20 protein-coding genes and 1 tRNA gene are annotated in these 19,671 nt (G+C 62.4%); 11 read left to right on the forward strand and 10 right to left on the reverse strand.

The annotated features are described in order from the left end of the window. Positions 1–5 precede the first annotated feature (5 nt). The 5 genes from J5X93_RS16235 to J5X93_RS16255 all read left to right on the forward strand — a co-directional run bounded on the left by J5X93_RS16235 (position 6) and on the right by J5X93_RS16255 (position 5,292). Positions 6–1,259: an arsenic transporter gene (locus J5X93_RS16235; RefSeq protein ID WP_043208982.1), complete on the forward strand. Its 1,254-nt coding sequence runs from the start codon at positions 6–8 to the stop codon at positions 1,257–1,259. A 206-nt stretch (positions 1,260–1,465) separates the two neighbouring features. After that, complete coding sequence (locus J5X93_RS16240; protein WP_182942890.1) at positions 1,466–3,235, forward strand: copper resistance system multicopper oxidase; 1,770 nt, start codon at positions 1,466–1,468, stop codon at positions 3,233–3,235. Next, positions 3,232–3,618, forward strand: coding sequence for a hypothetical protein (locus tag J5X93_RS16245; protein WP_182942888.1), 387 nt, complete (start codon positions 3,232–3,234; stop codon positions 3,616–3,618). The genes J5X93_RS16240 and J5X93_RS16245 overlap by 4 nt, the downstream gene beginning before the upstream one ends. Further along, positions 3,608–4,552 carry a copper resistance protein B gene (locus J5X93_RS16250; protein WP_102081489.1) on the forward strand — a complete coding sequence of 315 codons (945 nt, stop codon included), beginning with the start codon at positions 3,608–3,610 and terminating at the stop codon, positions 4,550–4,552. The genes J5X93_RS16245 and J5X93_RS16250 overlap by 11 nt, the downstream gene beginning before the upstream one ends. 8 nt (positions 4,553–4,560) lie before the next feature. Next, complete coding sequence (locus tag J5X93_RS16255; protein ID WP_182942886.1) at positions 4,561–5,292, forward strand: c-type cytochrome; 732 nt, start codon at positions 4,561–4,563, stop codon at positions 5,290–5,292. 50 nt (positions 5,293–5,342) lie between these two features. Here J5X93_RS16255 and gbdR read toward each other — a convergent pair whose 3' ends face one another. Next, entirely contained in the window at positions 5,343–6,446 is a 1,104-nt protein-coding gene (gene gbdR, locus J5X93_RS16260) for a choline metabolism transcriptional regulator GbdR (protein WP_043208990.1), read from the reverse strand. Between the two features lie 608 nt (positions 6,447–7,054). After that, positions 7,055–7,131: transfer RNA gene (locus J5X93_RS16265), tRNA-Val, on the reverse strand. Positions 7,132–7,389: 258 nt separating this feature from the next. Between J5X93_RS16265 and J5X93_RS16270 the strand changes: the two genes are divergently transcribed. From J5X93_RS16270 to J5X93_RS16280, 3 genes are all read left to right on the forward strand, one after another. Then, the gene (locus J5X93_RS16270; RefSeq protein WP_090344645.1) at positions 7,390–8,553 is read left to right on the forward strand and encodes an aromatic ring-hydroxylating oxygenase subunit alpha; all 1,164 of its coding nucleotides are present in this window, start codon (positions 7,390–7,392) and stop codon (positions 8,551–8,553) included. Between the two features lie 18 nt (positions 8,554–8,571). After that, positions 8,572–10,233, forward strand: coding sequence for a choline dehydrogenase (locus J5X93_RS16275; protein ID WP_182942884.1), 1,662 nt, complete (start codon positions 8,572–8,574; stop codon positions 10,231–10,233). A 111-nt stretch (positions 10,234–10,344) separates the two neighbouring features. Further along, entirely contained in the window at positions 10,345–11,394 is a 1,050-nt protein-coding gene (locus J5X93_RS16280) for a GlxA family transcriptional regulator (RefSeq protein ID WP_052352424.1), read from the forward strand. 48 nt (positions 11,395–11,442) lie between these two features. On the opposite strand, the gene J5X93_RS16285 is transcribed toward J5X93_RS16280, so the two are convergent. Then, the gene (locus J5X93_RS16285; protein WP_182942882.1) at positions 11,443–12,390 is read right to left on the reverse strand and encodes a choline ABC transporter substrate-binding protein; all 948 of its coding nucleotides are present in this window, start codon (positions 12,388–12,390) and stop codon (positions 11,443–11,445) included. 51 nt (positions 12,391–12,441) lie between these two features. Beyond that, positions 12,442–13,191 carry a class II aldolase and adducin N-terminal domain-containing protein gene (locus J5X93_RS16290; RefSeq protein WP_043208997.1) on the reverse strand — a complete coding sequence of 250 codons (750 nt, stop codon included), beginning with the start codon at positions 13,189–13,191 and terminating at the stop codon, positions 12,442–12,444. A 203-nt stretch (positions 13,192–13,394) separates the two neighbouring features. Here J5X93_RS16290 and J5X93_RS16295 point away from each other — a divergent pair, with 203 nt between their 5' ends. Then, entirely contained in the window at positions 13,395–14,864 is a 1,470-nt protein-coding gene (locus tag J5X93_RS16295; RefSeq protein WP_182942880.1) for an aldehyde dehydrogenase family protein, read from the forward strand. Positions 14,865–14,872: 8 nt separating this feature from the next. Here the strand turns inward: J5X93_RS16295 and J5X93_RS16300 are convergent, their stop codons facing one another. The 4 genes from J5X93_RS16300 to J5X93_RS16315 form a co-directional block, all read right to left on the reverse strand. Further along, positions 14,873–15,697, reverse strand: coding sequence for a substrate-binding periplasmic protein (locus J5X93_RS16300; RefSeq protein WP_182942877.1), 825 nt, complete (start codon positions 15,695–15,697; stop codon positions 14,873–14,875). 135 nt (positions 15,698–15,832) lie between these two features. Next, positions 15,833–15,982 (reverse strand): hypothetical protein, encoded by a 150-nt coding sequence (locus J5X93_RS16305; protein ID WP_168166359.1) that lies wholly within the window; start codon positions 15,980–15,982, stop codon positions 15,833–15,835. A 9-nt stretch (positions 15,983–15,991) separates the two neighbouring features. Beyond that, positions 15,992–16,225 carry a PLD nuclease N-terminal domain-containing protein gene (locus J5X93_RS16310; RefSeq protein ID WP_182942875.1) on the reverse strand — a complete coding sequence of 78 codons (234 nt, stop codon included), beginning with the start codon at positions 16,223–16,225 and terminating at the stop codon, positions 15,992–15,994. A gap of 110 nt (positions 16,226–16,335) precedes the next feature. Next, the gene (locus J5X93_RS16315; protein WP_043209002.1) at positions 16,336–16,734 is read right to left on the reverse strand and encodes an NUDIX domain-containing protein; all 399 of its coding nucleotides are present in this window, start codon (positions 16,732–16,734) and stop codon (positions 16,336–16,338) included. A gap of 355 nt (positions 16,735–17,089) precedes the next feature. On the opposite strand from J5X93_RS16315, the gene J5X93_RS16320 reads away from it, so the two are divergent. Continuing rightward, positions 17,090–17,509, forward strand: coding sequence for a con-10 family general stress protein (locus tag J5X93_RS16320; protein ID WP_043209003.1), 420 nt, complete (start codon positions 17,090–17,092; stop codon positions 17,507–17,509). 60 nt (positions 17,510–17,569) lie between these two features. Further along, positions 17,570–18,445, forward strand: a complete 876-nt coding sequence (locus J5X93_RS16325) for a manganese catalase family protein (protein WP_043209006.1) — start codon at positions 17,570–17,572, stop codon at positions 18,443–18,445. Positions 18,446–18,489: 44 nt separating this feature from the next. On the opposite strand, the gene J5X93_RS16330 is transcribed toward J5X93_RS16325, so the two are convergent. Both J5X93_RS16330 and J5X93_RS16335 read right to left on the reverse strand, forming a co-directional pair. Beyond that, a complete protein-coding gene (locus J5X93_RS16330; protein WP_043209008.1) occupies positions 18,490–18,999 on the reverse strand; it encodes a ferritin-like domain-containing protein in 510 nt (169 codons plus the stop codon). A gap of 139 nt (positions 19,000–19,138) precedes the next feature. Continuing rightward, positions 19,139–19,663, reverse strand: a complete 525-nt coding sequence (locus tag J5X93_RS16335) for a hypothetical protein (protein WP_090344633.1) — start codon at positions 19,661–19,663, stop codon at positions 19,139–19,141. Between the last annotated feature and the right edge of the window lie 8 nt (positions 19,664–19,671).

Consider the following 19,671-nt stretch of genomic DNA (forward strand, 5'->3'; position numbering starts at 1 on the left):
CGAGCATGACACTCTCCAACCCCTCACTCCTCATCTGGACCGTGGCCGCCCTGGCCACCTGTGGCGTCATCCTGCGCCCCTGGCGCATCCCTGAATACGTCTGGGCCATGGGAGGCGCGCTGCTGCTGACAGGCCTGGGGCTGATTCCATTGCACCGTGCCATGGCCGCTATCGCCGAAGGCGGTGATGTCTATCTGTTTCTCATCGGCATGATGGTATTGGCCGAACTGGCACGACAGGAAGGTTTGTTCGACTGGCTCGCCCGGTACGCGGTGGGCCACGCCCGTGGCTCCGGGCAGCGGTTGTTCGACTTGGTGTTCCTGGTAGGCACGCTGGTTACCGTGTTCCTCTCCAACGATGCGACTGCCGTGGTGCTGACCCCGGCGGTCTACGCCGCCTGCCGGGCGGCCAAGGCCGAACCGCTGCCGTACCTGTTCATCTGCGCGTTCATCGCCAACGCCGCCAGCTTCGTGTTACCGATTTCCAACCCCGCCAACCTGGTCGTATTCGGCAGCCAGATGCCGCCGCTGCTGGAATGGCTCAGGCAGTTCACTTTGCCGTCGCTGGCGGCCATCGGCCTGACCTACGCGGTCCTGCGGATCACCCAGCGTCGGCAGATTCGCCAACCCTTGGCCTTGGAAATCGACCCGCAGCCCTTGTCCCAAGGGGCCAGGCTGAGCGCCGTGGGGATTGTGCTGACCGGTACCCTGTTGCTGACGGCGTCGGCACTGGACATGCCCTTGGGCCTGCCCACCTTTTGCGCAGGTCTGGCCACCACCGGGCTGATCCACCTGCGTCAGCGACGTAGCCCGATGCCGGTGCTCAGGCACGTGGCCTGGGGCGTGCTGCCGCTGGTGGCAGGTTTGTTCGTGCTCGTCGAAGCCGTGGCCCAGACCGGCGTCATCGACCGGCTGGCTCAGGCCCTGGCGGCACGGGCCCAGGTCTCGCCCACCCAGGCCAGCTGGGCCGCAGGCGTGGGTGTCGCCCTTGCCAGCAACCTGATGAACAACCTGCCCACCGGGCTGATCGCCGGGGCCATGGGGCATCTGGTCGAGTTACCCGGACAGACGACGGCCGCACTGCTGATTGGTGTAGACCTGGGCCCTAACCTGTCGATCACAGGCTCCCTGGCGACCTTGCTATGGCTGGTGGCAATCCGTCGCGAAGGCGAGCATGTCAGTGCCTGGCGCTTCCTGCGCCTGGGCTTGCTGGTGATGCCGCCAGCGCTGACTGCTGCATTGTTGGCATTGATGCTCTAAGCGCAAAACCAGGGCACTCAGCTCGACCTTGAGCAAGATCCTGATGCTGCCCGCCAACACCTGACAGATCTGTAATGTTGCACTCAGTTTTCTGACAGCGCTGCCTGCCTATCGTAAGCCTAGAAAGTGCGAGTGCTCTCGGGACCAAGGACGCTGACCCGATAGCCCGTACATCAGCCACTATATGACTGACTGGACGCAACGGCATGCAAAGCAAAACCACAAGACGATCCTTCGTCAAAGGCCTGGCCGCGACCGGACTACTGGGTGGATTGGGCATGTGGCGCACACCGGTCTGGGCCGTGACCAGCCCCGGCCAACCCAGCGTGCTGACGGGCACCGAGTTCGATCTGTATATCGCAGACCTGCCGGTCAACTTCACCGGCGCCGCGCGTACGGCCATGGCCATCAACGGCTCGCTGCCAGGCCCCATTCTCCGCTGGCGCGAGGGCGACACTGTCACGCTGCGTGTGCGCAACCGCTTGAAGCAGGACACCTCCATCCATTGGCACGGCATTATCCTTCCGGCGAACATGGACGGGGTGCCTGGGCTGAGCTTTCACGGCATCGCCCCCGACGGGATGTACGAGTACAGGTTCAAGGTCCAGCAGAACGGTACCTACTGGTACCACAGTCACTCTGGCCTTCAGGAACAGGTCGGGGTGTATGGCGCGCTGGTCATCGATGCCAAGGAGCCCGAGCCATTCACCTATGATCGCGATTACGTGGTCATGCTCAGCGACTGGACCGATGAGGATCCTGCCCGGGTTCTGTCCAAGCTCAAGAAACAGTCCGACTACTACAACTTCCACAAGCGCACCGTTGGCGACTTCGTCGACGATGTCAGCGAAATGGGCTGGTCGGCGGCCATGGCCGATCGCAAGATGTGGGCCCAGATGAAGATGAGCCCCACCGACCTCGCCGACGTCAGTGGCTATACCTACACCTATCTGATGAATGGCCAGGCCCCTGATGGAAACTGGACCGGCCTTTTCAAACCCGGCGAGAAAATTCGGCTGCGCTTCATCAACGGCTCGGCCATGACTTATTTCGATGTGCGGATCCCCGGCTTGAAGATGACTGTCGTCGCAGCGGATGGTCAGCACGTCGATCCCGTCTCGGTCGATGAATTCCGAATCGCCGTGGCGGAAACCTACGATGTCATCGTCGAGCCCGAGGACGCGCAGGCGTACACCATTTTCGCTCAGTCCATGGACCGTACCGGGTATTCCAGGGGCACCTTGGCAGTAAGCGAAGGCCTGCAGGCGCCCGTCCCCGCGGTCGATCCACGCCCGCTCATCTCGATGAGCGACATGGGTATGGATCACGGCAGCATGACTGGCATGGACCACGGCCAAATGGCTGGAATGGACCACGGCAGCATGGCGGGTATGGACCACAGCCAGATGGCCGGGATGGATCACGGCAGCATGGCTGGCATGGACGGTGCCATGCAGACCCATCCTGCGTCGGAAACCAACAACCCTCTGGTCGACATGCAGACCATGACCCCGACGCCCAAGCTCAATGATCCTGGAATTGGCCTGCGCAAAAACGGCCGCCGTGTGCTGACCTACGCGGACCTGCGAAGCACCTTCGCTGACCCGGACGGCCGTGAGCCGGGGCGGACCGTGGAACTGCACCTGACCGGTCATATGGAAAAGTTCGCCTGGTCCTTCGACGGCATCAAGTTCTCCGATGCCGAGCCGCTGCGCCTGAAGTATGGCGAGCGTCTTCGCATCACGCTGGTCAACGACACCATGATGACTCACCCCATCCACCTGCATGGCATGTGGAGCGATCTGGAGGATGAACACGGCAACTTCATGGTCCGAAAACATACGATCGATATCCCCCCAGGCTCCAAACGAAGCTACCGCGTGACGGCGGATGCCTTGGGTCGTTGGGCCTATCACTGCCACCTGCTGTTCCACATGGAAATGGGCATGTTCCGAGAAGTTCGTGTGGACGAATGAACTGGAGATCTGAAATGAGCAAAACCATGAAACGAAACGCCTATGTCTTCTCTGCCGCATTGGCAGGCCTGCTGGCGGTCTACACGCCGCCCTCGTGGTCCAGCGATGATCATGAGCAACACGTTCAGAAATCTACCCAGGCTGCCGGCCAGCCCGATGCCATGAAGGGGATGGACCACGGCTCGATGAAAGGCATGGATCACAGCAAGATGAAAGGCATGGACCATGACGCGATGAAGGGCATGGATCACGGCAAGATGAAGGGCATGGATCACGGCAAGATGAAAGGCATGGACCATGACGCGATGAAGGGCATGGATCACCGCAAGATGATGGAATCCCAGGGCGGCGACAAAGCCAAGGCAGGGAAAGATGACCAATAGGCGGGTGCGACCCTCGCTCATGGCATTGGCCATTTCCCTCGGCACACTGGGCGGGACGCCGAGCTTCGCGGCTGAAAAAATGGAGCACTCGTCGATGGACCACGGCGCCATGCAGGGCATGGACCACGGCAAGATGGGTCATGGCAGCATGGAGGGGATGGACCACGGTGCCATGGATCATTCAATGATGAACCCTGGCACCGACGATGCCCCCCGAACGACCAGTCGAACGCCCATTCCGATCCTCACGGACGCCGATCGCAAGGCCGCGTTTCCCCCGCTGGACGGTCACAAGATGCATGACAGCGCGATCAACAGCTTCTTCTTGCTCGATCAGCTGGAATATCAGGACGCGGACGAAGGCAGTGCGCTGGCCTGGGATGCCTCGGGATGGGTGGGGGGCGATATCAATCGATTGTGGATCCGCTCCGAAGGCGAACGGACCAACGGGGTGACCGAGGATGCCGAGTTGCAATTGCTCTATGGCCGCGCCCTCGGCCCTTGGTGGGACGTGGTGGCCGGGGTTCGCCAGGACTTCAAGCCCGAATCACCGCAGACCTGGGCAGCGTTTGGTGTGCAGGGCATGGCGCTTTACGACTTCGAAGCCGAAGCCACTGCGTTCATTGGCGAGAATGGTCAGACAGCCGCGCGTCTTGAGGGCGAGTACGACATTCTGTTGACCAATCGGCTGATCCTGCAGCCCATCGCCGAGGCCAACTTCTATGGCAAGAACGATCCTGCGCGCGGCGTCGGTTCGGGCCTTGCCAACACCGAAGTCGGCCTGCGTCTTCGTTATGAAATCGTTCGTCAATTCGCGCCGTACATCGGCGTTACCTGGAGCCGCTCCTACGGCAAGACCGCTGACCTGATTCGCGACGAAGACGGGGATGTGGAAGAGGCGCGCTTCGTTGCCGGGATTCGGATGTGGTTCTGAGACCTTGAATGAAAAGAACAATGACAACGCTCGTGGTCGCAGGCGCGGTAGCGAGTGCCGCCGTGTTGGGCGCCGCCTACTCGGGCCTGGTCAACGTGGGCGCCGATGATCCCCACTTCCCCGCCGTGCATGCCTTCCTGGTCATGGCCCGGGAGCGCTCCATCGAAGTGCGCGCCAGGGATATCGAGGTGCCGAACCTCAAGGATGAAGCACTGATCCGCACGGGAGCGGGCAACTACAACGCCATGTGCGTCGGGTGCCACCTCGCCCCTGGGGTTGACCAGACCGAACTCAGCCAAGCGCTCTACCCCCCGCCTCCGAACCTGGCCAAGATCGGGACCGGTGATAATCCCGCCGTGGCGTTCTGGACCATCAAGCATGGCATCAAGGCCACAGGCATGCCGGCATGGGGCAAGAGCATGGGGGATCAGTACATCTGGGGGATCGTCGCCTTCCTCGATCGACTGCCCCAGATGGACGCTCAGCAGTATCAGGCGATGGTGGCGAGCAGTGGCGGCCACCAGCACAGCGGTGGTGAGAGTGCGATGCACAGCGCTGGAGGCCACCATGGTCAGGGTACGGAGCAATCGAAGGCGCATCATCCACCCTCCGACTCAGCACACAGCTCAGGTCACCACGATGGGCATGGCGGGGCCGAAACGGACGTTGCCCAGCCCGCCACACCTTCGCCAACGACGCATGTCCACCGAGATGGAAAAGAGCACACCCACGGAAACTGAAGGGTCACTGGCGGGAGGGGTCGCTGTGCCCCTACCCGTTTTGCGCAGGGTTAAAGTTTTAACTTCACGCTCGCGAAAGTCGACTCGCTTTGTGCTTGGTCGAGCGAACTTTTAGTGGTGTCGTCTGGCCCCTTTGTCTCGTCGTCATCCAGCAGCAGCTTTTGCGAAGTATTGGAGGTAGCTCTTTCGTTTTTCGGTGGCGCTCCGAAGTATTCCCGGTAGCACTTGGAAAAGTGCGGCGTGGAGACAAAGCCCACCACGGAAGCCACCTCGATGATCGACATGTGCGTTTGCTTGAGTAATTGACGCGCCCGGACAAGACGCAACCGCAGATAATAACGAGAGGGGGTACAGTTCAGGTTTTTCTGAAACAATCGTTCAAGTTGGCGCCGTGAAATATTCACATATTTGGCCAGCTCATCCAGATCAATCAACTCCTCCAGATTGGCCTCCATCAGCGCGACGATTTCCTGCAACTTCGGCTGATTGGTGCCGAGCATATGCTTGAGCGGCACACGCTGATGGTCCTGCTCATTACGAATACGCTCATACACGAACATTTCTGAAATGGCCGCCGAGAGTTCTCGACCGTGCTCGCGACTGATCAGGTGCAGCATCATGTCCAAGGGGGCTGTGCCTCCCGAACTGGTGAAGCGGTTGCGATCCAGGCTGAACAAGCGGGTACTCATGTTGACCCGCGGAAAGGCTTCCTGCATCGCGCCCAGGCACTCCCAATGCACGCTGCAATCGAAACCGTCGAGCAACCCGGCGCAGGCAAGCGCCCAACTGCCGGTGCATACCCCGCCCAAGCGCCGCGACTTGCGCGCCTGGGCCTGTAGCCAAGTGATATGTTCACGGGTGACGGTGCGTTGAATGCCGACGCCACCGCAGACAATCACGGTATCCATCGGCGGCGCGTTGTGCATGGCGGCGTCGGGGACAATCTGCAAGCCATCGCTGGCCCAGACTTGGCCACCATCGACGGTCAGGGTGTGCCAACGGTAGAGCTCGCGTCCAGAAAGCTGGTTGGCCATGCGCAGCGGTTCGACGGCGGACGCCAGGGAGATCAGCGTGAAACTGTCCAGCAAAAGAAAGCCGATGGACTGGGGAGGAAAGCCGTTTTGAGCAGGCTTTCCGTCCTTTTGCGACGACATACAGATACCTCTTCGACATGCAGGCGAGCACCCATCAAGGGCTACTTTTAATAATTCTCGAAATAATCGATATATTAAAATTTGTTTTTTTAGTTATTTGAAAATTGCAACGTTAATCCTGCGGTCGCAAAGACGCCGTGTTTGTTTTTTTGAACCACCGTTCAATAATATCGCATAGCAAGCTCACTTAGCCTGAGCCCCAAAACAGTGCAGAGGTCAACTTGAAAGAAGCGTTCGCTGGCGATGGCACGATTTGGCCATCACTGTATACGATGTATTAGCCTGATGGCGGGGCGTTAAACAGCTAGTTACTCTTACTTTCTAGAGGGTCAATGTACGTGCTCGGTTTAAATGGCACGTGATCTGCTTACGCCATGTTTTTGCCCATGTGCGACCTGCCGCGTGTTGCCGGGCGGGAAAGGTTTCGGCTCTCTGCGCTGCGTAAAGAAGCAAATGTGGGGAACAAGCAGACGCTCAGCGTACGCGAGCGGATGACGGCAACTCCGAACAGGCTGCCTTCAGGCGGGATCTACAAAAAATCTGCAAACGAAAAAAGGGCGACCCTTTCGGATCGCCCTTTTCGTGCCCGGAAACCCGGGGCTTTTGTTTGGTAGGCACAATTGGACTCGAACCAACGACCCCCACCATGTCAAGGTGGTGCTCTAACCAACTGAGCTATGTGCCTGTCGTGTGGCGCGCATATTAAGGGGGCGCCCCCCAGCTGTAAAGCGCTTTTTTCAAAAAAATCAAAAACTTTGCCATCGGTGCCAGGCCAGGGGCGAAGACCGCGCCCCAAGGGCACGCTCCTATCGTCGTAGCACTCCCGCCAACACAGGCGAATGTTGTCGCTTTCCATCAAGAGCGCCTGTTGCCCCTCCCCTAGATTAACTTCCGAGCAAGCCCCTGACCGAACCCAAGGGGCAGTGTCTGGAGGAGACCAGCCATGCAATCCGTCGAACAGTTCAAGCACAGCACTTGCATTGCAGATTGGGCCGATCAGCGCCCGGAACAGGCGTTCACCCTGCCCTCGCGTTACTTCTTCGATGAGCAGATTTTCGCCGCCGAACGCGACCGCATCTTCATGAGCGCCTGGCACCTGGCCGGCCATCGCAACGAGTTCGCAGAGCCCGGGCAATTCGTGGTTTGCGACATCTTTGACCAGAGCGTGGTGGTGGCCTGTGGCAACGATGGCAAGATCAATGCCTTTCACAACGTCTGCCAGCACCGCGGCAATCGCTTGCTGGACGTGCGCCGGGGCAGCGACACCCGGGTGCTGCGCTGCGCCTATCACTCCTGGTGCTACGAAATGGACGGCAGCCTGCGCAGCGCACCACGTAGCGAACGGCTGATCGCCTTCGACAAGCAGCAGTTCAATATTCCCAAGGTCCGCGTCGAAGAGCTCGGTGGCTTCGTCTACTTCAACTTCGACGCCCAAGCCCCCTCGCTGGCCGAACTGTTCCCCGGCGCCGATGAAGAGATGCGAGCGGTGTTTCCCGAGCTGGGCAAGATGCGCCTGATCGAGGAGCAGGACGTGATCGTGCCGGCCAACTGGAAGGTGATCATGGACAACTCCATCGAGGGGTATCATTTCAAGCTGTCCGGCCCTTGCCATATCGACCTGGCCAAGCTGATCGACTTCAAAGGCTACCGCCTGACCAAGCGTGACAACTGGTGGACCTACATCGCCCCAGCCAACCTGCAGGCCGAGGAAGCCTACGGCGTGAAACTCAGCGGGCCGCGCAACCCCGACGAGCGCTTCTTCAACATTGGCCTATGGCCGAACAACACCTTTTATACCTTCCCGTTCTCCGAGTTCCTCGGCACTTTCATCATGATTCCGCTGGACGCCGAACGCTCGCTGCTGCGCTTTGGCTACTACAGCCCGCACGAACAGGTGCCGGCGGTTTCCCATGCCTGCATGAAATGGATGAACGAAGACCTGGGCCCGGAAGACATCGAACTCAACATCAGTGTGCAGAAAGGCCTGCACTCGCTGGGCTACGACCAAGGCCGCTACATGATCGATGCCGAACGCAGTAACGAAAGCGAGCACCTGGTGCATCACTTCCACAAGCTGGTGTTCGACGGAATCGGCGAAGGCCGCTGACCGTTGAGGGAGAGCCTTATGCTCGGGCATGAATACGACTACGTGATCATCGGCGCAGGCTCGGCCGGCTGCGTGCTGGCCAAGCGCCTGGGCGAGAACCCGGCGCTGCGCATCCTGGTGCTGGAGTCCGGCCCGCCGGACGCCAGCTGGACCATCGACATGCCCTCGGCCGTGGGCATCGTGGTGGGCGGCACGCGTTTCAACTGGCGCTACAGCAGCGAACCGGAGCCGGGCCTGGACGGCCGGCGTATCGGCACGCCACGCGGGCGCACCTTGGGCGGTTCCTCGTCGATCAACGGCATGGTCTACATCCGCGGCCATGCCCGCGACTATGACGGCTGGGCCGAGCACGGCTGCGAGGGCTGGAGCTACCGCGAGGTGCTGCCGTACTTCATCCGTGCGCAAAACCACCGGGACGGCGCCGACCGCTACCGGGGCGGGGCCGGGCTGCTCCACGTCACCCCAGGCGATACGTCGTCACCGCTGTGCCAGGCCTTCATCGAAGCCGGACAGCAAGCCGGCTACGGCGCGAGCGGCGACCTCAATGGCTACCGCCAGGAAGGCTTCGGCCCGGTCGACCGCACCACCCGCGACGGCAAACGTTGGAGCACTGCTCGCGGCTACTTGGCCGAAGCGCTCCAAGGCGGCAACGTCACGGTCGCCACCTCGGCGCTGAGCCGCCGGATTCTGTTCGACGGCGACCAGGCCTACGGGGTGGAATTGGAAATGGACGGTGCCGTGCACCAGGTGCGCGTGCGCCGCGAAGTGCTGCTCAGCGCAGGCGCCATCAACTCGCCCCAACTGCTGATGCTCTCCGGCGTCGGCCCTACCGAGGACCTGCAGCGCCTGGGCATTCCCGTGGTGCGGGATCTGCCAGGGGTTGGCCAGCGGCTCAACGATCATCCCGACACCGTGGTGCAGTACCGCTGCAAGCAGCCGGTGTCGATCTATCCCTGGACGCGGGCGCCAGGCAAATGGCTGATCGGCGCGCGCTGGTTCGCCAGCCACGATGGCCTGGCGGCGAGCAATCATTTCGAGGCCGGCGCCTTCATCCGTTCGCGGGCGGGCGTTGAGTTTCCCGACCTGCAACTGACCTTCATGCCCCTGGCGGTGCAACCGGGCAGCGTCGATCTGGTGCCGGAGCACGCGTTCCAGGTGCACATCGACCTGATGCGTCCCACCAGCCTGGGCAGTGTCAGCCTGACCAGCGCCGACCCGCACCAGGCGCCACGCATCCTGTTCAACTACCTCACCAGCGAACGCGACCGGGCCGACATGCGCGCCGGTGCCCGACTGGTGCGCGAGATCCTCGCGCAACCGGCGATGCGTGCCTATGCGGGCGATGAGCTGGTACCCGGTGCCGACCAAGTGAGCGATGCGCAGCTCGACGCCTGGGCGCGGCGCGTCACCGAGACCGGCTACCACGCCAGCGGCACGTGCAAGATGGGCCCGGCCGGCGATCCGGAGGCGGTGGTCGACCCGCAGTTGCGCGTGCATGGCCTGCGTGGTTTACGGGTGGTCGACGCCTCGATCATGCCGCAGATCGTCAGTGGCAACACCAACGCGCCCACGGTGATGATCGCCGAGAAGGCCAGTGACTTGATCCGCGGCCATGACCCGTTGCCGGCCAACGATGCCCCGGTGTGGATTCACCCGCACTGGCGCCAATGCCAGCGCTGAAGCGCGCTTGCCAAAGCCGACCCGCTGCGCTTGGATAGGCGCAGCGGGCCTTTTCTATGAACGAGGCGCCGGCCCATGCAGCCGACGCCCATTGTCGAGCCTGGTGCAACCATGAACCGATCCGAAACCCTTGGCCTTCAATGGCAGGGCCCCGCCAGCCCTCCCCTGCGCATCGGCATCCTATTGTTGCCGTCGTTTTCCAATTTCGGCCTGGCCTCGCTGATCGAGCCATTCTCGATCGCCAACTGGCTGGCCCAACGCAGCCTGTTCCAGTGGACCCTGCTCTCGGTGGACGGCCAGCCCGTGCCCGCCAGCAACGGCCTGCTGGCCAGCGCCCAGGCAGGCATCGGCGAGCACACCGAGTTCGACGCCTGCGCGGTGATTGCCAGCTTCGACGTGCACCGCCATGCACGCAACCCGGCGCTGAAGGCCTGGATCAAGCGCCAGGCCGCATTCGGCGCAATCATGGTCGGCATCGAGACCGGCACCGAGCTACTCGCCGCCGCCGGCGTGCTCGATGGCCATCCGGCGGCGGTGCACTGGGACAACCTGCAAGGCTTCCAGGAAAGCTACCCCAAGGTCCAGGCGTGCGCGCAGCTCTACTCGCTTGGGCGCAAGCGTCTGACCTGCGCGGGCGCCACTGCCGTGCTAGATATGGTCCTCAACTGGCTGGATCACCTGGCCGGCGGCAATCTGGCGCGCGAGGTGGCCATGCACATGCTCATCGAGCAGGTGCGTGAGCCGCAGGTCCAGCAGGCTGAGGGTTATCGCCGCAGCCTGCACGCCCAAGCGGGCAAGATGGGGCGGGCCATCGAGCTGATGGAGCAGCACCTGGAAGAGCCGCTGAGTTGCGAGGCCATCGCCGAGCGGGTGGCGCTGTCGCGTCGGCAATTGGAGCGCCAGTTCATGCAGCACACCGGCCTGACGCCATTGAAGTACTACCTCAGCCTGCGCCTGGCGCGTGCGCACAACCTGTTGCAGCAGACCCGCATGAGCGTCGCCCAGGTAGCCGCCAGCGCTGGGTTCGGCTCGTTGGAGCACTTCTCCCGCGCCTACCGCGCCAAGTTTGGCTGTGCGCCGAGCAATGACCGTTCGCAGAGTTTGAACGCGCCGGTCATGCGTCAACCGTTAGGGCATGACCGGCAGCCGTTGGCGATCTAAGCGCAATGCGAACCTTTGGGGCCGCAACGCGGCCCCGGCGGCCTTGCGCTAGAGCCCCAGGTAACGGCGCACCGCTGACACGCCCGGCTGGCCATCGAAGGTCGTCACCCCCGCCAACCAGCTGTCCAGCACCTGCGGATTGCGCTTGAGCCATTCATGCGATGCCAGCGCAGGCTTTTGCTTGTCGTTGAGGATCGCGCCCATGATCTGACTCTCCATCCCCAGCTGGAACTCCATCCGCGATAACAGCGCCCCAACGTTCGGGCACTCCTGGCCAAAGCCTTTGCGGGTGTGGGTATCGACCACCGCAGCGCCATAGTTGGGCCCGAAGTCGTCATCGCCGCCACTGAGGTAGCGCATCGACAACTGGGTGTTCATCGGGTGCGGCTCCCAGCCCAGGAACACGATCGGTTTTTTCGAGCGCACGGCCCGGCGCACCTCCACCAGCATGCCGGCCTCGCTCGACTCGACCAGGCGAAAATCCTTGAGGCCGTAGCGATCCTTGTCGATCAGGCCTTGGATGATCTGGTTGCCGTCGTTGCCCGCCTCGATGCCATAGATGCGCCCCTGCAACTGGTCCTTGAGCCGGGCGATGTCCTTGAAATCCTTGAGCCCAGCCTCGTAGGCATAGTCCGGCACCGCCAGGGTGTACTTGGCGCCGGTCAGGTTGGTGCGCACCCGCTCGACGCTGCCTTTTTCCAGAAACGGCGTAGAGATCGCCGCCATCGAGGGCATCCATGCGCCGAGATAGACATCGATCGTCTTCATCTCCATGGCTTGGTAAGCCATCGGGATCGACAGCATCTGCGTCTTGGTCTTGTAGCCCAGGCCCTGCAGCACGGTGGTGGCAAGGCCTGTAGTGGCAGCGATGTCGGCCCAGCCGACCTCGGCGAAATGCACGGTCTGACAGGCGACGGGGTCCCCCGCCTGGGCGGTGGCAAAGGCTGCGGCGAACAGCGATGCGGCGAGCACGGATACGGCTGTTTTCTTCGGCATGCGAGCGACTCCAGAACGGTTGAGGGTGGGCGTGGCAAAGGGTTGGGACGTTCAGGCGCGGTAGTCCGGCTCCTGTTCATCGAGGATTTCCTGCAGCGCGGCAAAATGGCGGGTGGCGAAGTCCGGGTAGTCCAACCACTGCCGGGCCGTCTTGCGCGCCACGGCGTCGCTGGCGATGCGCAGCGGGCGGCCGGTGGCCAGGGCGGTGAGGTAGAGCTCGCAGGCGCGCTCGAAGTAGTAGAGATCGTCGAAGGCCTGGGCCACGCTGGGCGCCGCCACCAGTACGCCGTGGTTGCCCATCAGCAGGATCGGCTTGTCGCCCAGCTGACGACTCACTCGCTCCGCTTCATCCCCCAGGCCCATGCCATCGAAACCCTCGTCGATGGCCACGCGCTCGAAGAAGCGCATGGCGTTCTGCTCGATCGGCGGCAGGCGTGAATCGGCCAGGCAGGCCAAGGCCGTGGCGTACTTGGAATGCACATGCAGGATGCAGCGCGCGTGCGGGTGCTGGCGATGCAAGGCACCGTGCAAAGCCCAGGCGGTGATGTCCGGCGCCCCGGGGCGCTGCAGGGCCGAAGGATCATCGGCATCGAGCAGCAACAGGTCGCTGGCGCGCATCCTGGAAAAATGCCGCCCATAGGGGTTGATCAGAAAGCGCCTTCCGTCCTCGGACACGGCCAGGCTGAAATGGTTGGCGATGGCCTCGTGCATGCCCAGGCGGGCAGTCCAGCGAAACGCGCAAGCGAGCTCGACGCGGGGCTGGGCATGGGCGTCTAACACGGCGATGGATGGGTTGTGCATGGCAGTTCCTCGGGCTTCGAGCGCACCCCCCGGGTACGCATTCACATCCCCGAGTCTAGGGAGCACACAACCGAGGACTTGACGCGATGCGACCTGGCTTGTCGCGAATGCACGGGCGGTAATGGCTGTCGCATTCGGTCAAGATCGCGCCCAGGGGCCTGGCTATGGTGCGGTCATTTCCAATGCACACGAGGAAACGCAGCATGGCGCATCATCAGCTCTTCATTGCAGGACAGTGGCGTGAACCGCACAACAAGCGCTATCGGGAAATCATCAACCCCGCCGACGAAACCCTGCTCGCCCTGGCGCCAGAGGCAAGCGCCGACGATATCGACGCCGCGATCGACGCTGCCCGCCACGCCTTCGACCACGGCCCCTGGCCCCAGCTGCCGCCGAACGAGCGCAGCGCCGTGCTGCTGCGCATCGCGGCGGCCATCGAAACCGATGCCGCCCATCTGGCGCGCCTGGAAACCCTCAACACTGGCAAGACCCTCGGCGAAAGCGAGGCCGACCTGGCCTGCGTGGTAGCCACCTTCCGCTACTACGCGGGGCTGCTCGAAGCGCGCACCGACATCGCCCATCCCCAGGCGCCCGCCCATGTCATCAGCGTCACGCGCCATGAGCCGGTGGGCGTCTGCGCACTGATCGTGCCGTGGAACTACCCGCTGCTGCAGACCGCCTGGAAACTCGCGCCCGCCCTGGCCGCAGGGAACACGGTGATTCTCAAACCGAGCGAACTGACGCCGCTGAGCGCCTTGCACCTGACATCGCTGCTGGCCGCCCTCGCGCTGCCGCCCGGCGTGTTCAACTTGGTTTGCGGCGATGGCGCCGTGGGCCATCGCCTGGCGCTCAGCGCGCGGGTGGACATGCTGTCGTTCACCGGTGGCGCCAATGCCGGCGCCAAGGTCATGCAGGCCGCCAGTGGCAACTTCAAGCGCCTGGCCCTGGAACTTGGCGGCAAGAACCCGAACATCGTGTTCGCCGACGCCGACCTGGACGTGGCGCTGGACCAAGCGCTCAACGCAGTGTTCTTCAATGCCGGGCAAGTGTGCTCGGCCGGGTCGCGCCTGCTGCTGGAGGCGAGCATCCATGACCGCTTCGTCGAGCGCCTGGCCGAACGCATCGAAGCCATCGTCCTGGGCGATGGCTTCGACAGCCGTACGCGCATGGGCCCGCTGATCTCGGCGGCGCATCGGGACCGTGTGCTGGCACTGGTCCAGACGGCGCAAGGCGAAGGCGCCCGCCTGAGCGCAGGTGGCCATATCCCCAGGGACGCGCACTTGAGCAAGGGGTTCTGGCTGCGCCCTACCCTACTCACCGAGGTCCAGGCCGACATGGGCATCGCCCGTGAGGAAATCTTCGGGCCGGTGATCACCGTCGAGCGCTTCACCGACGAGAACCATGCCATTCAGCTTGCCAACGATACGCCCTATGGCTTGGCGGCGGGCGTGTGGACCGCAGACCTAGGCCGGGCCCATCGTCTGGCGCGGCGGCTACGGGTGGGGACGCTTTGGGTGAACGACTACAACGTGGCCTTTCCCCAGGCGCCCTGGGGCGGCTTCAAGGCCAGCGGCATTGGCCGCGAGCTGTCGGCGGCAGGGCTAGAGGAATTCAGCGAACTCAAGCATGTGCTGCTCAACTGCGAACCCCGAGCGCTGAACTGGTTCAAGTGAGGCCGCCATCAAGGCTTGCCCGTCGTACCCGGCCGAGCCTGCTGGTCCTGCCAGCGCTTGAGGTTTTGCTCCAGCAGTTGCCTGGGCACGGCACGGTCGAGCAGGTCGGTGAGTTTTTGTGCCAGTTGCGCCCGTAGCTCGGGCTGGTTGCAGGCCGAGTGATGGGAGAGGGTCAGGTACAGCCCTTCGCTGGAAACAGGCGGCGCCAGCGCCTGCACTTGCTGGGAGATGCCCAGAGTGCGGGCCAGCGCCAGTCCTGGGTAAAGCTCGTAGATGACGTAGTCGTTGCGTTTGAACAACAGCTTGCGAAACGCTTGGTCCGCGCTGGGGACCGCTTCGAGTTTCAGGTGAGCGTTGGCGTAGTCGTCAAATTGCTGGCCGTAGCTGTTGTTGACCAGGGTGCCACCGATGCGCCCTTGCAGGTCGGCCCACCCTGTGTAGGAAAACGGGTCGTCGTGACGCACCCAGACCACGCTGGGCGTGTTCAGGAACGGCGGGGGAATGAAATCCATGGTGACTTCGCGCGATACGGTACGAAAGGCGCCGGCAATCAAGTCGATCCGCCCGCTCTTGACCTGCTCCTGCGCACGCGACCACGGCCCGCCATAGACCACGTCGATCTCAAGCCCCAGTTCGCTGCCAAGGCGCTGGAGCAGATCGGCATTGGCGCCGATCAGGCGTTGCGGGTTCTGCGGGTCGCGCCACAGGTAAGGCGGGTACTCGGGATTGCCTGTTGCCACCAAGTGCTTGCACGGCGGCGCTGCCCCGGCAGCCGCCGGGGCAAGCAGGAAACACATCAGTGACAAGAGCATCGGTCGATAAAGCTTGCGCATGGGCGCCCTCGGTTCGGTCGTACCCGCCTATCTCGACGATGCAAGTGTAGCGTCGATGCAGGCTGCGAGCATGACGCCCCGAAAGCCTCGCGCCAAGCGTGGGTAGACCTTTAACCATGCCCAACTTGGGCAGGCTCAGTGGCGTTTGCCTTTGTCCCGCGCGGCCTTTTGCGCCGTCGAGTCGTGCGCAGTACCGGTCGAGCCATCAGGACGATGGGCGTCGTTGTCGCGTTCGGCCTCACCCTTTGGCGGGCGCTTAGCAGGTTCGTGGGTAGCTTGGGTCATCGTCCCCTCCTATCCTTTGCTGTGCTCAGGCGAAGTCGGTCCGGTGCCACGCTTGATGCCGCGCGGCCCGGCAACGCCCCAGATGGCCAGCCCGATCACTGGGAACAGCACCAGCAGCAACGACCACAGCACTTTGGTGCCGTCGGACTTGTCGCTGCGGAACACGCTGACGATGGCCCAGAGATCGACCAGCAGAATGATCGCCATCAGGGCGATCCAGAAATACGTGACAGGATCACTCATATCCGCCTCCTCTTGCGATTCGAAAAAACCACAGGTGTGAACAGAGGAAGGCGCACGGCGGCGTAAAGTTCAGACAGCTTCGTTGAGCGCGGATGAATGGGCCGGCGCTGTCACACCGGTGCCGACAACACCGGCAGCTCCTTGGCCAACAAGGCAGCGGCGGTGCTGCTCAATTGCATACGGCCCAGCACGCTGCGCAGCACCCATTTGCAGGCCACGATTTCGTTGCTGGGCACCGGCCGTGTCCGCTCGCCGAGGTTGATGGTGAAGATGTGATGAAGCACATTGCCAACCGGCAATGTACACAACGCATGCAAGCCCTGGCAGTGCAAAGAGGCTTCCTCGCGCAACTCTCTAATGGCGGCCTCTTCCGGCGTCTCGCCCGGTTCGATGACGCCGCCTGGCAGGTTCCACCTCGCGCCTTTCTTGCGTACGAGCAGGACCTTTCCGTTGCGTAGACAGACGATCGTGGCGCGGGCTTTGGCTGTGCGGTTTTTCTTTGCAGGCATACCGGGTGTTCTGGGCAAAGGTTCGGGTATCGGCAGCGCCGACTGACGCTTCTTCCCTGAAGACCTGCACACCTGACGCCCCGTTCAAGCGAAGGGACACATACCAATCGATCTCACCACAGTGCCAGCGCCTTGCGAATACTTGCGCGAAGGTCATCCGTAAAGCAACAACCTGCGCACCCGAAAGCAGTGCGAGACAAGCCAGGGTTATTGGCTTTGGCACCTCAAACGCCGGTCCGTCAATCCTTAAAGCAACCCGTCAGCAAATTCCAATTCCTTTTGCGAGGCGCAATGCCTCGCCCTTGTCACTACTAGACACAGACCTTCCTGTGTAGATGACATGAGGTGAAAGATCATGGCTGACAACCAAGACAAACAAAGCAACCAAGGCGGCAGCGCCAACACCAACCCAGGTAACTTCGCCAACGACCGGGAGAAAGCTTCTGAAGCTGGGCATAAAGGTGGCCAGGCGTCCGGTGGCAATTTCAAGAACGATCCTGAACGCGCCTCCGAGGCCGGCCACAAAGGCGGCCAGATGTCCGGGGGTAACTTCAAGAACGATCCTGAGCGCGCCGCCGAAGCCGGTCACAAAGGCGGCCAAATGTCCGGGGGCAATTTCAAGAACGACCCTGAACGTGCCTCTGAGGCCGGCAAGAAAGGCGGCCAGGCGTCCGGCGGCAATTTCGCCAACGACCGTGAAAAGGCCTCCGAAGCCGGTCGCGTAGGCGGCCAGCACAGCCATGGGGGCGGCCGTAAAAGCGACGACGACCGCTAACTTCCCACCGATTGCCGGGGCGGTTCTGCCGCCCCGGCGCTGTTGATGAGGCACATTCCAATGTTCATGCACAACAAACGCCTGCAGTACACCGTGCGGGTGGCGCAGCCCAATCCTGGGCTGGCGAATCTGCTGCTCGAACAGTTCGGCGGCCCCCAAGGGGAACTGGCCGCCGCCATGCGCTATTTCACCCAGGCCGTGAGCGAGGATGACCCAGGGCGCAAGGACCTGCTATTCGATATCGCCACGGAGGAACTGAGCCACCTGGAAATCATCGGCTCGATCGTGGTGATGCTCAACAAGGGCGCCAAAGGCCAACTGGCCGAGGGCATCGAGGCCGAAGGCGAGCTCTACCGCTCGCTGACCGGTGCCGGTAACGACTCGCATATCACCAGCCTGCTCTATGGCGCCGGCGCACCCTTGGTCAATTCCGGCGGTGTGCCCTGGTCGGCGGCCTACATCGATACCATTGGCGAACCCACTGCAGATCTTCGCTCCAACATCGCCGCCGAAGCCCGTGCAAAGATCGTCTACGAGCGGCTGATCAATGTCACGGACGATCCCGGCATCAAGGATGCCCTGGGCTTTCTCATGAGTCGGGAAATCGCTCACCAACTGTCTTTCGAAAAAGCCCTGCATGCCATTCAGCCCAACTTCCCCCAAGGCAAGCTGCCAGGAGATCCTGAGTTCAACAACACGTACTTCAACCTTTCCAAAGGTGGCGAAATGCGCGGGGCCTGGAATGAAGGACAAGACTGGGTCTATGTGGAACAGCCTCAACCGGCTGTGGATGGCGGCGATGGCGAGGCCTCGGTGCAGCTCGACGCGCAGTCGCAAACCGCATTGGACGCGATGAAAACCAGGACGATGTCCAACCCCCAGGCCCAGCCTCTGACCGGGGCGGAGCTTGGCAAGGTCAACAACGGTCAGGAGTAGGATGGGACCCGCACCGGGCAAAACGCCGGTGCGGGTGATTGGCTTCAGCGTTTGGCTTCGGCATCCGGATCGGCGGATCGGGCCAGGAAGGCACGGGTCACTTCCGGCAGGTGGTCCTTCAGCCATTCGGCCATGGCCACTTCTTCCTTGAGAATCGACCTACAGGCCTGTGCGGTGGCGCTGTCGCCGGCCGCCTCCGCCGCCTCGATCAACACGGTGTACGAGGCGATCTCCATGTTTTCGAAGACATAGCCGGCCATGGCCCCTTTGACCACCTCGTCGCTCATGGCCATGCCGCCCACTGCCTGCCCGAAGGCCATGAGTTTGGCTGCCATGTCCTTGAACACCGAAGTGCTTCCGCCCAGGCGCTCGATGCACTCGACCAGCACGCGCTGCTGCCCTTGGGTTTCTTCGATGTGCTGGACGATCCGTGCCTTGAGGGTGGGGTAATGCTCGAGGCGTTCAGCCTGCCCTTTGAGCATGCTCTCGGCTTGCTGTTCCATGGCATGGGCATCTCGCAGCCAGTCGAGCAGATTGTCGGTAATGGATGTCATGTTGCGTTGCCTCTTTGGGATGATGGGTACTGCTTGTGAAAGCCAGTTCCCCGCCTCGACTCTGTCGAACCGACAGGTGGGCATGCGGCTACGCTAAAGGCGCCACGCGGCCTCGCTTCGACTGCCAGGCCCGGGCACATCACAACACCTGGATTGCCACCGCATAACCCCCTAGGGCCAGCCAGAACACCAGGAATACCCAAGGAGTGCGCAACGAAAACAGCAATGACTTGCGATACCCAGGTCGCGAGATTTCCGTCTCGCAAAACAGGGGTGACTCGTCATAAGCCAACCCCATCAAGGGCTCGCTGCGCAGCAGGTGGCTCTGCTTGAACTGCCAATGGTCGATGATCTTGTAGGCCGCGCGGATGCCCGGCCAGGCACTCAACGAACTCAACGCCCCCAACAAGGCGAGAAACGGCGGCACGATCAAGGTGAACGCCGCCCCCCAGTCCGGATTGAGATTGCCCATGGAGGACACGAACGCGATGACCAGAAACGACTGGGCCGCAAGAAAGGCATCGGTGCGGTTGGCCAGGATGCTCGTCTCGTACTGGATTTCCCGGCGGTAGAAATCCAGACGCTCCTTGGGAGAACCGAACAGCTTGGCATTGCGCTCGCTGATTTCGTGCTCTGGGGTTGCGGGGGTGATGATGCGCGGCACCGGTCGCT

The organism is Pseudomonas sp. BYT-1 (assembly GCF_023611805.1).
GTDB classification, from domain to species: domain Bacteria; phylum Pseudomonadota; class Gammaproteobacteria; order Pseudomonadales; family Pseudomonadaceae; genus Aquipseudomonas; species Aquipseudomonas guariconensis.